This window comes from Clostridium amazonense (assembly GCF_056431285.1).
In genome coordinates, this window is sequence record NZ_JBWKMH010000033.1 from 369,536 (window position 1) to 385,234 (window position 15,699).

General features: G+C 29.0%; 21 protein-coding genes. All 21 read right to left on the bottom strand.

The window, feature by feature from the left end:
* Positions 1-11: 11 nt before the first annotated feature.
* Positions 12-275, bottom strand: a complete 264-nt coding sequence (gene fliQ, locus AC07E4_RS16455; protein WP_040329434.1) for a flagellar biosynthesis protein FliQ — start codon at positions 273-275, stop codon at positions 12-14.
* A 16-nt stretch (positions 276-291) separates the two neighbouring features.
* The gene (fliP, locus tag AC07E4_RS16460) at positions 292-1,116 is read right to left on the bottom strand and encodes a flagellar type III secretion system pore protein FliP (RefSeq protein WP_040329436.1); all 825 of its coding nucleotides are present in this window, start codon (positions 1,114-1,116) and stop codon (positions 292-294) included.
* A 21-nt stretch (positions 1,117-1,137) separates the two neighbouring features.
* Complete coding sequence (gene fliO / locus AC07E4_RS16465; protein WP_040329437.1) at positions 1,138-1,482, bottom strand: flagellar biosynthetic protein FliO; 345 nt, start codon at positions 1,480-1,482, stop codon at positions 1,138-1,140.
* 9 nt (positions 1,483-1,491) lie between these two features.
* Complete coding sequence (locus AC07E4_RS16470; RefSeq protein ID WP_430829722.1) at positions 1,492-2,004, bottom strand: flagellar basal body-associated FliL family protein; 513 nt, start codon at positions 2,002-2,004, stop codon at positions 1,492-1,494.
* Positions 2,005-2,008: 4 nt separating this feature from the next.
* Positions 2,009-2,737 carry an OmpA/MotB family protein gene (locus tag AC07E4_RS16475; RefSeq protein ID WP_040329438.1) on the bottom strand — a complete coding sequence of 243 codons (729 nt, stop codon included), beginning with the start codon at positions 2,735-2,737 and terminating at the stop codon, positions 2,009-2,011.
* Positions 2,737-3,537 carry a motility protein A gene (locus AC07E4_RS16480; protein WP_478216996.1) on the bottom strand — a complete coding sequence of 267 codons (801 nt, stop codon included), beginning with the start codon at positions 3,535-3,537 and terminating at the stop codon, positions 2,737-2,739. The genes AC07E4_RS16475 and AC07E4_RS16480 overlap by 1 nt, the downstream gene beginning before the upstream one ends.
* Positions 3,538-3,549: 12 nt before the next feature.
* Positions 3,550-3,741, bottom strand: a complete 192-nt coding sequence (locus AC07E4_RS16485; RefSeq protein WP_040329440.1) for a flagellar FlbD family protein — start codon at positions 3,739-3,741, stop codon at positions 3,550-3,552.
* 217 nt (positions 3,742-3,958) lie between these two features.
* A complete protein-coding gene (locus AC07E4_RS16490; protein WP_478216997.1) occupies positions 3,959-4,972 on the bottom strand; it encodes a flagellar hook-basal body complex protein in 1,014 nt (337 codons plus the stop codon).
* Between the two features lie 80 nt (positions 4,973-5,052).
* Positions 5,053-5,445, bottom strand: coding sequence for a TIGR02530 family flagellar biosynthesis protein (locus AC07E4_RS16495; RefSeq protein WP_478216998.1), 393 nt, complete (start codon positions 5,443-5,445; stop codon positions 5,053-5,055).
* A gap of 29 nt (positions 5,446-5,474) precedes the next feature.
* Positions 5,475-6,305 (bottom strand): flagellar hook assembly protein FlgD, encoded by an 831-nt coding sequence (locus AC07E4_RS16500; RefSeq protein WP_478216999.1) that lies wholly within the window; start codon positions 6,303-6,305, stop codon positions 5,475-5,477.
* Between the two features lie 22 nt (positions 6,306-6,327).
* Positions 6,328-7,590: a flagellar hook-length control protein FliK gene (locus tag AC07E4_RS16505; protein ID WP_478217000.1), complete on the bottom strand. Its 1,263-nt coding sequence runs from the start codon at positions 7,588-7,590 to the stop codon at positions 6,328-6,330.
* Between the two features lie 13 nt (positions 7,591-7,603).
* Entirely contained in the window at positions 7,604-8,032 is a 429-nt protein-coding gene (gene fliJ, locus AC07E4_RS16510) for a flagellar export protein FliJ (RefSeq protein WP_040329445.1), read from the bottom strand.
* Between the two features lie 12 nt (positions 8,033-8,044).
* A complete protein-coding gene (fliI, locus tag AC07E4_RS16515; RefSeq protein ID WP_478217001.1) occupies positions 8,045-9,358 on the bottom strand; it encodes a flagellar protein export ATPase FliI in 1,314 nt (437 codons plus the stop codon).
* A gap of 18 nt (positions 9,359-9,376) precedes the next feature.
* On the bottom strand, positions 9,377-10,132 hold the full coding sequence (locus tag AC07E4_RS16520) for a DivIVA domain-containing protein (protein ID WP_040329447.1): 756 nt from the start codon (positions 10,130-10,132) through the stop codon (positions 9,377-9,379).
* Positions 10,116-11,132: a flagellar motor switch protein FliG gene (gene fliG / locus AC07E4_RS16525; RefSeq protein ID WP_040329449.1), complete on the bottom strand. Its 1,017-nt coding sequence runs from the start codon at positions 11,130-11,132 to the stop codon at positions 10,116-10,118. The genes AC07E4_RS16520 and fliG overlap by 17 nt, the downstream gene beginning before the upstream one ends.
* Before the next feature lie 6 nt (positions 11,133-11,138).
* Positions 11,139-12,713: a flagellar basal-body MS-ring/collar protein FliF gene (gene fliF, locus AC07E4_RS16530; protein ID WP_040329451.1), complete on the bottom strand. Its 1,575-nt coding sequence runs from the start codon at positions 12,711-12,713 to the stop codon at positions 11,139-11,141.
* Positions 12,714-12,728: 15 nt separating this feature from the next.
* Positions 12,729-13,049: a flagellar hook-basal body complex protein FliE gene (fliE, locus tag AC07E4_RS16535; RefSeq protein WP_040329452.1), complete on the bottom strand. Its 321-nt coding sequence runs from the start codon at positions 13,047-13,049 to the stop codon at positions 12,729-12,731.
* A gap of 10 nt (positions 13,050-13,059) precedes the next feature.
* Positions 13,060-13,491 carry a flagellar basal body rod protein FlgC gene (gene flgC, locus AC07E4_RS16540; RefSeq protein ID WP_040329454.1) on the bottom strand — a complete coding sequence of 144 codons (432 nt, stop codon included), beginning with the start codon at positions 13,489-13,491 and terminating at the stop codon, positions 13,060-13,062.
* A gap of 4 nt (positions 13,492-13,495) precedes the next feature.
* Positions 13,496-13,882, bottom strand: coding sequence for a flagellar basal body rod protein FlgB (gene flgB / locus AC07E4_RS16545; RefSeq protein ID WP_478217002.1), 387 nt, complete (start codon positions 13,880-13,882; stop codon positions 13,496-13,498).
* A gap of 85 nt (positions 13,883-13,967) precedes the next feature.
* Positions 13,968-14,795 (bottom strand): flagellin N-terminal helical domain-containing protein, encoded by an 828-nt coding sequence (locus AC07E4_RS16550; protein WP_478217003.1) that lies wholly within the window; start codon positions 14,793-14,795, stop codon positions 13,968-13,970.
* Between the two features lie 552 nt (positions 14,796-15,347).
* Positions 15,348-15,698, bottom strand: a complete 351-nt coding sequence (fliT, locus tag AC07E4_RS16555; RefSeq protein WP_040329457.1) for a flagellar protein FliT — start codon at positions 15,696-15,698, stop codon at positions 15,348-15,350.
* Position 15,699 lies beyond the last annotated feature (1 nt).

Sequence of the window (15,699 nt, forward strand, 5' to 3'; positions counted from 1 at the left end):
CCCACCTAAGCCTATATATTAGCTATAATTGAAAATATTTTACGAGTAAATGACATTATTACATTTCCTGTAAATCCTGCCATAAGCACTCCTACTAATGCAACAGCTATTATTTTAGGTACAAAGGTCAAGGTTTGCTCTTGTATTTGAGTTGTAGCCTGAAAAATACTTATAATAAGTCCTACTACTGTAGCTACAATAAGCATTGGTCCTGCTATCATAAGACTCACTCTTATTAGTTCTCTCATAAGTGATATAACTAACGTTTCTGACATAAAACCTTACCTCCCTTTATTTAAAGCTATGTATCAGTGATTGTGAAATTAAGTTCCAACCATCTACTAACACAAATAATAATAACTTAAATGGTAATGAAATCATAACTGGCGATAACATAAACATTCCCATTGCCATAAGTACACTAGAGGTTACTATGTCTATTACTAGGAATGGTAAAAATAATAAAAATCCTATTTCAAAAGCAGTTCTTAATTCACTTATCATAAATGCAGGCATAATTGCATAAAGTGGAACATCTTTATATACTGGAACTTCTACATTATTTTTATCTTTTTCTGTTTTAACTTTTATATCGCCAACCTCTATAAACATTTGTAAATCTTTAGTACGAGTTTGTTTAAGCATAAACTCTTTCATAGGCGTTATTGTATTTGTATATGCCTGTTCTGTTGTAATTTTACTTTCCATGTATGGTTTTATAGCTTCATCATTTACTTTATTAAATGTTGGTGTCATTACAAAGAAAGTTAAAAACAGTGCAAGACCTATTATAACTTTACTTGGTACGGATTGTTGTACCCCAATAGCATTTTTTAATATAGATAAAACTGTAACTATTCTCACAAATCCTGTAGTCATTATTATTATTGATGGTAATACAGTTAAAACTGTAAGTAATAGTAATATTTTTAAGTTATCTACAAAATCTACCTTTCCTGCACCTTCTCCAAAATCTATATTTATATTTGGAATTGGAATAAAACTATCACTTGGTGCTGCAAATGCTATTTTAAAACCTACAAAAGAAATTAATATGCCTATAAAAATCGCCATAATGTATTTCTTTTTATTGTATATTATTTTTGTTTTTTCCATATAATTTCCTCTTTTGGATTCTTATTTGTTCTTATTTTTAAATCCTTTTATATTGAAAATATTAGCATATTTTTTTAAGTCTTCATTATATTGAATTTTACACTCTTCTATTTCACTTTTATCAATTTCTCTTAATAATTCTATATTATTAGATGTTGCACTTACTAAATATGTCTTTTTTCCTATCTCTACTATTAAAATTGAAGCCTCTTTTGATAATGGAAGCTTCTCAATAATCTTCATACATCTACTTGGAGACGTTACATTAAACTTACTTCCTAGTCTTCCAAGTAGATATATTAGTGTTATTATTAATGGTAAAAATATTATAAGTTGTATAAAACTCTTAAAAAATTGACCATTCATACTTATTGCCTATTGAATTAATATTTCTGAGAAATAAATATTGTGTAATTGACCTTGTGTTAATAATTCATCAATTCTTTGAATTAATTCTTCTTTAAGTTTTGTTTCTCCATCTACTGTTCCTAAATCAGTTGTCTTTTTAGTTCTAAGAGTATTTGTTATTGAATCTCTTATAGCTGCTTTTCTTTTTTCTATTTCTGGAAGAAGTTTTGAATTTTCTTCATCATATCCTAAAGAAATTTTTATTTTTAAATATCTAGCTTTTCCTTCATCTGATAAATTAACTAAAAACTCATCTAAATCATAATAAGCTTCTGTTTTTAATTGACCACTAGCTTCAACTTCTATAATTTGTTTTGGAGTATTTTTGCTTGCAACAAAATATCCAGCAAAAGCAGCCCCTCCAACTAATATAAATACTAATAAAACTATTAATATAACTTTTAAAATATTGCTATTTTTCTTTTCTCCATTTTCAACATTTTTTTCTTTTTTCTTTTTTTCTTTTTTCTCTTTAGCCATACCTCTACTCCTTTTTATCAGTAACAATAATTATGTTTACTCTTCTATTTTTAGCTCTATTTGCATCACTATCATTGGGAACTAATGGACTATATTCGCCATAAGCAGTAGCTGTAAATCTTTCTGGATTTTTATTTCCTTTTTCATTTATAAAATATTGTAGTACACTTAATGATCTTGCTGATGATAAATGCCAATTGCTTGGATATATGGAGCTACTTATTGGCACATTATCAGTGTGTCCTTCTATAATTATTTTATTATTTATACCAGCTATAATAGTATTTACTTTTTCTAATATATTTTTGCTAGCTGGAACTAGTTCCGCTTTACCTGAATCAAAAAGTACAGTTTCTTTCATTTGAATGTTTATACCTTTTTCATCTTCATAAACATCTATTTCCTTTTCCATATTATTTTGTTTTATTAATTCTAAAACCTCTTGATATACTTTGTCCTTAGTGTCTTCCATATTTTCTCTTTCGCCTTCTGTTATTTCTGGTTGTCCAACCACCGGAACTTCACCTGAAGCTTCATTAAAATTCAATATGTTTTGTGACACTTGTCCTGTAAACATTAATTGGAAAGAACTTGATATTTGCTTTAATTTATCCTCACTTACCGTAGACATAGCATATAACATAACAAAGAAAGTTAAAAGTAATGTCATGGTATCTGAGAATGTAGCTAGCCATGCATCGGTTTTTATATCATCTTTCTTCTTTTTTGCCATTACTCTGCCCCTGCAGCACCAGCTTCTGCTTTAAATGCTTCCTTTTCTGTTGGTGATAAGTATGCTACTAATTTATCTTCTATAACTCTAGGATTTGCTCCAGATTGTATAGCAATTACACCTTCAACTATCATTTCCATATTACCAACTTCTAATTCTGTTTTAAGATCCAATTTTTGTGCAACTGGAATCGCCATAATATTTGCTATTAATGAACCATAAAATGTTGTTATAAGTGCAGCTCCCATTCCTTTTGCTAATGCATCAGAATCGGTCATATTTCCAAGCATTTGTATAAGACCTATAAGTGTACCAGTCATACCCATTGCTGGAGCATATGCACCTAGTGATTTTAACATTGCTGAACCTTGACCATGTCTTACAGATAATTGATCTATTTCTAGTGCCATAATTTCTTTTATAGCTTCTGGTTCTACTCCATCTACAACCATACTAAGTGCTTTTTTTGTAAATGGATCTTCAATTCCTGATATATCATCTTCTAATGATAATAATCCTTCTTTTCTAGCTTTTCTTGATAATGTTGTAAACAATACAACTATATCTTTTTTTGATGTAGTATCTTCTTTAAAAGCTTCCATAAAAACTTTACCTAAAATTTTTATGTCTTTCATTGGATAGGATATAAGTAATGCACCTATAGAACCTCCACCAGTTATTGCTATTGAAGGTAAATCTACGTATAACTTTAATGCTCCTCCACCTACTACAATTCCGTAAGCAACTAGTCCCCATGCCACTATAAATCCAATTAACGTAAGCATATCATTTTTCTTCATTGTTATGCCCTCCTAAAAGTTTCCTGTAAATATTTTTCTTTTATAGTTTATTATCCTTTGTATAACTTCCTTTCGTTCTTCTTTTACTAAATAAACTTTTCCATTACTCAAGGTAATAACTGTTTCCGGTACAGACTCTATTTTTTCAATAAGATCACAATTTATAACAACTTCTTTGCCATTTAAAGTTGTAACTTCAACCACTAGCATCACCCTTTTCTTATTTTAATTTATATAAATACAAACTACTCTGTATGATATTCAATGTAATATTTTAATTTATAAAATCACTTAGTATATTTATTTATGTATTTATACTTTATATAGTTTATATTTATCCAACCTGTACTACGACAGGTTGGACATTTTTTATTTTTATATTTAGATGTAAATTTAGAAGTAACTTTATTAAGTATTTAAATTATCTTTTTAAATTAACAAGTTCTTGAAGAATTTCATCTCCTGTTGTTATAACCTTACTACAAGCTTGGAAAGAACGACTAGCAACTATCATTTCTGTAAACTCTACAGCTAAATCAACATTAGACATTTCAAGCATTCCATTTATAATATCTCCATATGCCTTTTCAGCACCTTTTCTCTCACCATCATGTCCTTTTCCTGGTCTTACTATAGGCTCACCTGAGTTTGCACCTGGCACTGCCATATTTTGTCCAACTGACTCTAATCCACTATCGTTAACAAAAGATGCCATAGCTACTTGTCCTATAGCTGTAGTAGTTCCATCTTCTAAAGTGGCCTTAATTAATCCATCTTTTTCAATAGTATATCCTTGAATTCTAACCTCTTTGCCTTCTTTAGTTATAGTTTCTGGAATTACTAAAGGAATTAATCCACCATCTTCCTTTGCTTTTACTGGATTATCTTTATCATTAACATCAACAAAATTAACAGTTGTTTTTCCATCTTCATGTACTATACTCTCACCTATTGAATAACCCATAACTCTATATCCACTTGGTGTTACTAAGTTTCCCATGCTATCTCTTTTAAATTCACCATCTCTTGTATAGTAAACTTCCATAGTTCCATCGGCATCATTAGCACCAATAGTTCCATCGGCTACGTCAATTCCTATTTTATCTGTTATTTCACCTTTACCAACAATAAAATATCCATTTCCATCAATAGCATTGTCAAGTGGTCTTCCTGTAGGATTTAAACTTCCTTGTCCAGTATTAACATTAATGCTTTGAAGCTGAACACCCATACCTATTTGTTTAGGGTTACTTCCTCCAAGTGTTAAAACTGGTCCACTACCTCTTCCTATTGTTTCTCTCATAGTATCTTGGAAAGTTACGCTTGATGATTTAAAAGATGTAGTTCCTGAGTTTGCTATGTTGTTACCTATTACATCTAGTTTCTTTTGTTGTGCATTCATTCCTGAAATTCCTGAGTACATTGATTTTATCATTTATATTTCCTCCTCTTAATGTATCTTAACTCTGTCATTCGTTAAGATAGAAGGCTTCCTTATAGGTCCAGCCTTAAAATTTATAATAAAACTACTGAATCAATATTTGTTATTACACTTACATCTTCTTCTTGTCTATTCATTGCTGTTATTATAGTTCTATTTTTTATACTTGCTATTAAGGCTATATCTTTATAAAGAATTAATGACTCCCTACTTCCCTTTTCACTGGCTCTATTTATACCTTCATTTACTTTACTTAAAAATTCAGAGTTTATCTCTATATTTCTCTCTTTAAGCCTTTGTGCACAGTGATTTGATAAAGTAAATCCTTGGCTTTTTATTTTTTCAGATTGTAATATTTCTTTAAAACTTTTGCTATCCTTAGCTAAATTTTTAGTGTCACTTTTTTTATGTAATTCACTAAAATCGCCTACGGGATACAAAACTCCATTTATAATTCTATAACCCATTTTAAAACCTCTCAATTTACGTCTAAATTCTATTTTTTAGTATTTGTATCTCTAATATTCATAATATGGTCAAATGCGTAATCCTTTATTACTGGTTTACCATCTTCATATTTTAAATTACCATCTTCATCTTTTAGATGTACTCTTATTTTTACACCATCTTTATCTCTAAATACTTCTTTTACAGTACCATATGGTCTTTTTGCATCTGGTTTTTCAGTTTCACCATCTTCTTTATCATCATCTGGTTTTTCACCATCAACTGCTTCATCCCAAAGTTCTACATCTTTACCAATTAAGTTTGATGCATTTATAAAATTAATATAATCTAATGTATTATCCTGAGCTTCCATAACTTCTAAAACTTTGTCATAGTTAAAACTCTTTATTTCTCCATCAGAAGTTAAAACAGTTACATAAACACCAGATCCACTTTTATATACAGATTGTACAAGACCAAATTCTTGCTCACCCTTTGAGTTGGTTGCATTTAATGCTACATATTTTCCACTTAGCCCTTGTGCTGCAGAAAGCCTCATTGTAGTGTTTAAGTTAGACATTTGTTCTAAGCTTGCAAACTGCGCCATTTGAGTTACATATTGTGTGTTATCTTGTGGCTGTGTTGGATCTTGATTAGATAACTCTGCTGCTAATATTCTTAAAAATGAATTTTTATCCATTTCTGAACCTGGTTGAATAATTGCAGTTCCTCTATCAGTAGCATTTTGTAATGCACTTGATCTAGTTTCTTCTAATGTATGCATAGTAGAACTATTAGAAGTGTTTTTTGAGTTTTCTTTTGATTTCTTGTTTTCTAATTGTAAAGATTTCATATATGCATTACTGTTTATAGATTCCATCTTGTTCCTCCTTCCCTTATTATTAAACTAACATATTTAAATTATCATTAGTTCCCAATTTTTCTTCTGAAATTTCTTCTGAAATTTCTTTCAGTGATTTTTCATTATTATTTTGTTTCTTATTTTCATTGTTGAAGTTATTCCTTCTGTTTTCTTCACCACTAAAATAAGTAGTGTCCTCATTATATACTTGAACTTCAACTTGACTTATTTTTATAGATTCACCATTAAGTTTATCCACTATTTCTTTTACATTTGCATTTAACATTGCAAAAGTTTCTTTATTAGCTGACTTTAATTGTGCCTTCATGGAATCACCTTCCATAGTTAAGCTTATTACTATTTCACCTAATTGTTTTGGATTTATTTTAACAGTTAAATCTTGTATATCATTAATATTCATGTATTTTATAGACTTTATAATATCTTCATTAAAAGTCATTTTGTTTATAACCACATTACTATTTTGAACTGATTCAGTAGAAACTTCACTATTTGTAAAAACATTATTAAAGTTAAATTTGTTTATTATGTTTTCATCTTTCTTATTTCCACTAAGCTTTTCTAATAATTGATCTTCCTTTGAAAGATTTTGATTTAAACTTTGTTTAGAATCTTCTTTACTATTATTCATTGCATCTTTAAAACTAGTTTTGTAGTCATTTTGTAATTCAACTACTGTAGGTTTAACCTTGTTATTAGATAGATTAGTTGAATTTTTTTCTTCTGTTATAGTATTGTTTATCTTTTCTAATATATCTCTAATATCTATTTTTTCATCTTTTGATACATTAGTTAACTCACTTAGTAATTCTTTCAATACATCTGATAAATTTTTATTTTCTAACATTGATGTTATATCTTCATTAGACGATATAAATTCTGAGATCATATTTTTCAACTTTTCATTATCAATTTGGAAATTATTTATATCTAAATTTCCCATTAATATTAAATGTTCAAATAATCCCTTTAACTCTTCTACAGTTTTTTCATCAAGGTTTTCTATTTCTTCTTCAACTATATCTTTTATATCTTTTTTTTCTATTTTATTGCTTTTATTATTATCACTATTTTTATTATTAGCAGTTTTTTTTGAATCTTCATATTTTGTAGTAGGATTTTTGTAATCTTTTTTCACTTCATCCTTTTCTTCATTTTTCTTATTTAATATTTCATCAAATGCCCCAGATTTTACAGATTTTTCATCAGATTTTCTTGAATTTTGATTTTCATTAATATTTAATGAAGCATTCAAATCTATTGCTCTTAAATTTAGTTCCACATTCTTCCCTCCTTTACCTCTCTTTTCTTACATACCCATATAATGCAAATTCGTCTATTTGATTTTGCTCTTTAAGTGCAGCTTCCTTTACTGCTCTTTCATAGTCTTTTTCTTTTAAAATTTCTACAGTTTTTCTTTCAACTTGTGCACTTACAAGTTCTATTCTTTTTTCTTCTGTAATTTTCTCATGCTTTTTTAGTTCTTTTTTATTTTCTTCTATTAAAGATGTTAGCGAATTTAAATATCTTTGTGTTATTTTTTTTTCTACTATTGATTTTTCTAAAGGTATTTGTCTATATTCATCATAACTTTCTTCAAATTGTTTTATTTTATTTTCAATTTGCTGTTTATGAGACATTGCTTTCATAAGCTCTCTTTTTTTTTCATCTTCTTTTTCTTGTCTCATATCTAATAGCTTTTGAAGTCTAAATTTATAATGCATAAAACACCTCTTTTATATATTTGTAAAAGTATTCTCTAAAAACTCTATACTTTCATTGAACTGAGATTTTTCACTTATACCTTGCTTTAAATAACTTATTATAAGTTCATTATATTTTATTGCTAAATCTACTTTTGCATTGCTTCCAGTTACATATGCACCTAAATTAATTAAATCCTCTGTATCTTTATAAGTTGCTAATAAATCTCTTGCATTAGATGCTGCCTTTTTATGATTAGCTTCTGCAATTTCAGACATAAGTCTACTAACACTACTTAACACATCTATAGCCGGATAATGGTTTTTAGCCGCTAATGCTCTAGATAAAACTATATGTCCATCTAATATACCTCTAACCGCATCTGCAATTGGTTCATTAAAGTCATCCCCATCTACTAGTACTGTATAAAATGCTGTTATAGAGCCCTTGTCAGACATACCACTACGTTCTAGTAGTTTTGGAAGCATCGCAAATACAGAAGGTGTATATCCCTTTGTTGCTGGTGGCTCACCTATCGCAAGTCCAACTTCTCTTTGTGCCATTGCAAAACGTGTTACTGAATCCATCATTAATATTACTTTTTTACCTTTGTCTCTAAAATATTCTGCTATTGCCGTTGCTGTAAAAGCCCCTTTAAGCCTTACGAGTGCTGGTTGATCAGATGTTGCACAAACTACAACAGATTTTTTCAATCCTTCTTCGCCTAAATCCTTTTCTATAAAATCTAAAACCTCTCTACCTCTTTCTCCAATAAGACAAATTACATTTATTTCTGCTTTTGCTTCTCTAGCTATCATTCCAAGTGTTGTACTTTTTCCAACTCCACTACCAGCAAAAATACCGATTCTTTGCCCTTCTCCACAAGTTAAAAAGCCATCTATTGCTCTAATCCCTGTAGGTAGTACTTCTTTTATTCTTCTTCTTTTTAAAGGATCTGGCGGCATAGCTTCTAATGGATAATTAGTGTAATTTCTTATTTCTTCTTCATTTAATGGATTTCCAAGTCCATCTAATACTTTTCCTAAAAGATCATCACTACATTTTGCACTTAATAACTTTCCTGTAGGCACAACTTTACATCCTGGTGCAATTCCTTTTAGTTCTCCTAATGGCATAAGTATTACATTTTCACCTTTAAATCCTGTAACTTCTGTTCTTATAATTTCATTTACAGTATTATAAACTAAACAAACCTCACCAACAAAAGCTTTAATTCCTTTTACTTCTACAGTTAATCCTATAACATTGGCTACTATACCTTGACAATACACGTAGTTTGAATTTTGTATTTTTTCATTAATCTTCTTAAAATCTAAGGATAACAAATAATCACCACTTTATAATCATCTTTCCATTATTAATTCACTAAGCTTTTCAATAATATTATCTATACTTATATAACTTGTACCATTTTTCTTTTCAATAATTGCACTACCATCCTCTAATGAATTGTCCTCTACAATAAATATATCACCTTGGAATGCTAACTTACTAGCCATATTTTGCTTTTCACTCTCTAGACTTTCCTTATAGTTTTTATTACATCTTATTGTAAAATAATCTTCATTTTTTTCTTTTTCCATAACATCATATATCATGTTATTAAGTGCATCTTCATCTTTAACTTCTCTTTTTAAAGTTTCTTTGATACAGTTAATTATAAGATTTCTAAAATCTATTTCTTTTTCTTCTACATATTTTATATATTCTTTTTTTGCATCTTCTAATACATTCAATGCATTATCTATTATAGCTTGACCGTCTGCTTTGGATTTTTCATAACCTTCATTATATCCTACGCTATAACCTTTTTCATAACCTTCATTATACCCTTTTTCATAACCTTCTACTTTAGCTTGTTCTTCTAGATTTTTTGCATTTTCAGTAGCTTCTACTAAAATCATATTGCTTTTAACTTTAGCATTTTTTATAATATCATCTGCCATATTTTGAAAGCTTAAAAGCATATCATTTTGATTTTCTTCAGAATTTGAAGTTTCTTCAATATCTTCTAAATCTATTTTAACCTTCGTGGAAATTTCTTGCTTTCCCTCTGACATAACATAATCATTTTTTATTACATTATAAGATGATTGCATCTTCTCCACCTCTCGCTATTTGAATTTCTCCTGCATCTTCTAACCTTCTTATTATACCAACAATTTTTTGTTGTGCTTTTTCAACTTCAACAAGTCTTACTGGTCCTAAGAATTCCATATCTTCTTTTAAAGTTGCAGCCGCCCTCTTAGATTGATTCTTAAATATAGCTGTTGCCACTTCTTCTGAACAACCTTTAAGTGCAAGACATAATTCTTTATTGTCAACTTCACGTAAAATTCTTTGAATAACTGGGTCTCCAAGAGTAATAATATCTTCGAATACAAACATAGACTCTTTAACTTTTTCAGCAAGTTCTGCATCTTCATGTTCTAATGCTTCTGTTATATTCTTTTCTGTGCTTCTATCTACTTGGTTAAGTATATTAACAAGTGATGGAACACCTCCAACAACACTGTTTTCACTATTGTGAATTACATTTGAAAGTTTATCATTTAAAACACCTTCAATTTCTTTTATTACAACTGGATAAATTGTATTCATTGTTGCCACTCTATATGCAACCTCTGCTTGCAACTCCGCAGGAAGTTCTGACATTATCTGACCGGCCTTATCTGCTTGAAGATAACAAAGTATCAATGCAATTGTTTGTGGATGTTCATTACATATAACATTCATAAGTTGACTTGCATCTGCTTTTCTTGCTATTGCGAAAGGTCTATATTGTTGTGTTGCTTCTGTAACCTTATCTAAGATTTCAGATGCCCTTTGAGTGCCTAATGCCTTGGCTAAAAGATTCCTAGCATATTCAAGTCCACCTTCTACTATATAATCCTTGGCTTTATTCATTTCTAGAAATTCATCTAATATAGCTTTTCTTTGACTTCCTGAAACAGTGCTCATATTTGCAATTTCGTAGGTTATTTTTTGAATATATTTTTCTGGTAATTTTTTTATAATACCTGAAGATGCCTCAGGTCCTAAGGTTATGAACAATATTGCAGCTTTTTCAACGCCACTAAGTTTTTCAACCTTTGCCATATATACCTATCTCCTTTCATCTTCAGCTATCCATGATTTAATGATATCTGCAACTTGCTCTGGTTTACTACTTGCATATTTTTTAACTTCACTTGCAACATGTTCATTTTCACTATCTGCTTCTAAATTTAAATCTTCAAATATATCTTTTGCTTGTGGTTTATCTCCAATTATTATGTCAAAGTTTGAATCTTCATCTTCATCAAATTCATCCTCTTCTTCCACCGCTCTAGATTTCTTTATTGCACGAAGTACTATCATTAGTATTATAAATGCTGCTGCTCCTGCAACTATCATAGATATTAATTTTTTTCTTTTTGCTGCTTCTTCAGCTTTTTTCATTTCTTCTAATTCTTTTTCTGCTTGCTCTTTTTCCGTATTATCAAACTCTAAAGATTCTACAGTAACTGCATCACCACGTTTAGTATCTAAACTTATAGCTTCACTTACTAAACTTCTTATAGAATTTTTAGTTTGATTATCAATTGCTCCATCAACTACTACCGCTGCAGTTACTTTTTCTACTGCACCTGGTGCCTTAATAATTGTTTCTTCCTTTTTAGATAACTCATAGTTTGTAGTATTTTCTTTATGAGTTGTACCATTAGTAGCAGTTTCATTTTCTTGAGTTTCATTCATATTATTATCTACAGGACTTCCTGAAGTATTCTCTGCACTTCCTTCTGTCGTTGTAATATCATGTTTACTCACTACTGTTCCTTCTGGTTCATACTTTAAAGTATTTTGTTCTATTGCATCAAAGTTTAATGCTGTATTAACTGAAACCTTAACTTTATCTTTATATATAGGTTCTAATACATTCATTATTTTATCTTTGTATTCTTCTTCTATCTGTTTTTTAATTGCTAACTGCTTATCACTTGAATTATTGGAAGTACTATTTCCTTTTTCATCATATAATCCCTCAGTTAAAAGTTTAAAATTATCAGATACAACTGATATATTTTCTTTTGGTAAATTTTCTACACTTCCAGATATTAAAGAAACTATTGCTCTTACTTGATCTTCACTAAGTTCTTTTCCCTTTTTCATTAAAAGAGTAACCGATGCTGATGATGGTGTTGGTGTGGTAATAAAAGCTGATTTATCTGGTATAACTAAATTTACTTTTGCACTTTCTACTTCCTCGAAAGCTTTAATAGTTCTTTCTAATTCTCCCGATAATGCTCTTTGGTACATAATCTTTGCTTCTCTATCTGTTGAAGCTGTTGAATTTTTTTCATCAAAAAGTTCAAAGCCATTGCTTCCTTCTTTTAAAGAAACTTCTGATAATACTTCCATTCTAAGCTTATCTACATCTTTTTGTTCCACTAAAATAGAATCTCCTTCTATTTTATATTTTGCACCTTTCTCATCTAATTTCCCTATAATTGCCCCTGAATCTTCTGTTGTCATCTTTGAAAACAACACCGTATACTTAGGCTTAAGAGCAACTACTGCTATAGTAATTATACTTATTAAGGCAACGGAGGTTATTATGGCTAGAGCTATCTTTTTAGCCTTGCTCATTTCTTTTAATTTTTCTTTTTGCTTATTTAAGCCATCAGATAGCTTACTCATTGTATACACTCCTCACTATACTTGCATTTTGTTAAACTCTTCATAAGCATTTATAATCTTATTCCTTACTTGAACAGCAAGTTCTAGCGATAACCTTGCTTCTTCAGTTGCAACTAAAGCGTCATGTAAGTCAGTGTCTCCTTGTATAAATCCCATAGTTTTACTTTCTGCAGTTATTTGCGATTCATTTACATCTTTCAATGCAGATTTTAAAGTTTCTGAAAAGTTGCTTTTATTAACTTTTTGACTTTCGTTTTCTTGATTCACATTTAAAGTGTTCTTTATACCATTAGTAAAAACACTTCTATCTGGTACAAAATTATTAATAATCTCCATATACTCCTCCTTATCTTCCTATTTCTAATGTCTTAGATATCATACTTTTTTGAGTGTTCAATGCTGTTATATTACCTTCATAGGCTCTTGACGCAGCAATTAAATCTACTGTTTCATTTAAAATATTAACATTTGGCCTTGTAACATACCCTTGTTCATCTGCATCAGGATGAGTTGGATCATACACTCTTTTTAATGGCGATTCATCTTCTTGAATTCCAACAGCTTTAATTCCTAAAGGCCTCGCTTCTACTTTTCCTGTAGACTTATTAATTTCATTATCTAAGTTTTCTTGAAATACAGCTATCTTTCTTACATATGGTTTTCCATCTTTACCTCTAGTGGTGTTTGCATTTACTATATTAGATGTTATAGTATCCATTCTTAAACGTTCTGCTGAAAGACCACTAGCACTTATTCTCATTCCTCTAAATGCTTCCATTTATTTAATTCCCTCCTTTTATAACTGAGCTACGCATATTAAACCTTGAGTTAGCTTCTTTAACAAGAGCATCATACATTAAACTATTAGATGCAGCACTAGTCATTTCACTTTCTATGTCTACATTATTTCCATCTTCTCTCATACTTGAAGCCTTGTCTCTTTTTACTTCTATATCAGTAGATGAAATTCCTAAATGCTTTGAATTTGTTTTTCTCATTAAATCCTTTGATGTTTCATTTTGAAGCGCTTCATCAAAGTTAACATACTGTCTCTTATAGTTTTTTGTATTAACATTACTAATGTTGTTATTTATAACTTTTCCACTTAAGGTTGTTACATCCATCCCCCTCTTTATAAGGCTATATGTAGCACTATCTATACCACTCATCAAACTCCTCCTTTCTAAAGTGTTATAATATGAATTTAATTCATATTAATTTTAATACTATAAGTAATAATTTACAACAAAGAATTTACTTTTTCCCTATATTTTGAATAGCACTTAAGACATCTTGTGGCAATTTGTTAGATTGTGCCATTAAAGATATTCCTGCATTTACAAGTACAGTTTTACTTGTAAGTTCTACCATTTCTTCTGCAATATCTGCACCTGTTAACTTACTTTCTGCATTTTGTATTTTTAGCGAGTTTTCTTCAACTATATTTACATTACTATCTAGTCTATTTGCTATAGCACCTAATTTACTTCTATAACTAGTATTTGTATTTATAGACTTTTCAATCATTTCAAGTGAAGCATCTATATCTTCTGGTTTTTCAACCTTTAAATCTTCAATTTTTATTCCCAATCCCCTTGACGTAAAATCAAACATATTAATTTCAGTAGTTTCTCCTACCTCACTACCTATTTGAGCTTTAATTTTTTCAGCTCCTGTCATAATTTTCTTTCCATTAAATTCTGTAGAATTAGCTATATCATTTATTGACTCAGAAATCATGTCTAATTCTTGTTGTATAATTGCTTTATCTTCTGGTGAAGCAGTTCCACCAGCTTGTACCACAAGTTCTTTCATTCTTACCAATGATTGTGATATATTATTTGCTGCTCCATCTACTGTTTCAAGCATACTAATTGTATCTTGAGTGTTTCTAGATGCCATTTGAAGTGATCTCATTTGGATTTTCATATGTTCACTAGATGCAAGTTTATTAGGATCATCTTTTGCTGTAGCAACTTTAAGTCCTGAATGTATTCTATTCATAGCATTGCTTTGTTTATTTAAATTCTTACAGTATTCCGTATACACATTTAAGGATGGTATGTTTTGATTTAATCTCATTTAATATCATCTCCATATTTATTATTTAGTAACATTTTCTATATTATTTTTAAAATCTATATAAAAATTTGCACGTTTTTACTTTTTTTGTATTTTGTTTTTATATATTTATAACTTAATTCTATCTTTTATAAAGTATCATTTCAACATTTTTAAAAACTTAACAATTAGTTAACATTTCCTATTTTCACTATTAAAATTTACCAATTATTTTATACATTTTCTTTTAGAATACAGTTCATAAAAAAATTATATCTGTCCCTTTTTCATCATTTTTCTACATAATATACTATATATGATATTGGAATTTGACCTATTATGTCAATAGAATTTATATGTAATTTTTGCCATAAACCTTTACTATTTATGCCATAAAAAAATCTGCAATAGATGTCTATGCAGATTTTTTTATTTACAAACATTGTATTACAAATTTCCTTTTCATTAAAAAACATCTTATTTACTAATTATAATACAAATTTCACTTTGCTTCACCCATTTTTTTGATTTATTATGATTTTTTCATGTTTTATTCATAATAGTGAAATTTTTTTATGCTCTTTCATAAAACAATCTAAAAGTAGAATAAAATTCTTGGTTATACATACTATTAGCACTTTTACCTAATGATAACTCTTTCATTTTACTTTTCAACTCATTTCTTCTTGAATTGAAAAGTTCATTTATTTTAAGTTCATCATCTAATAAATTTAACTTTTTTACACATTCTTTTATATCTTCTTTATTATAACTTTGCAATTTATTTATTATAAATTGTCGCTTAGTTACTAAGTCATCTATATTAGAATAATCTGCCTCATCAATATTTTTAGATAAAATTTCTATAATACTTTCACTTAAGTTACTATAATCTTCTAAAAGCTTTACTAAATCATTACTCATT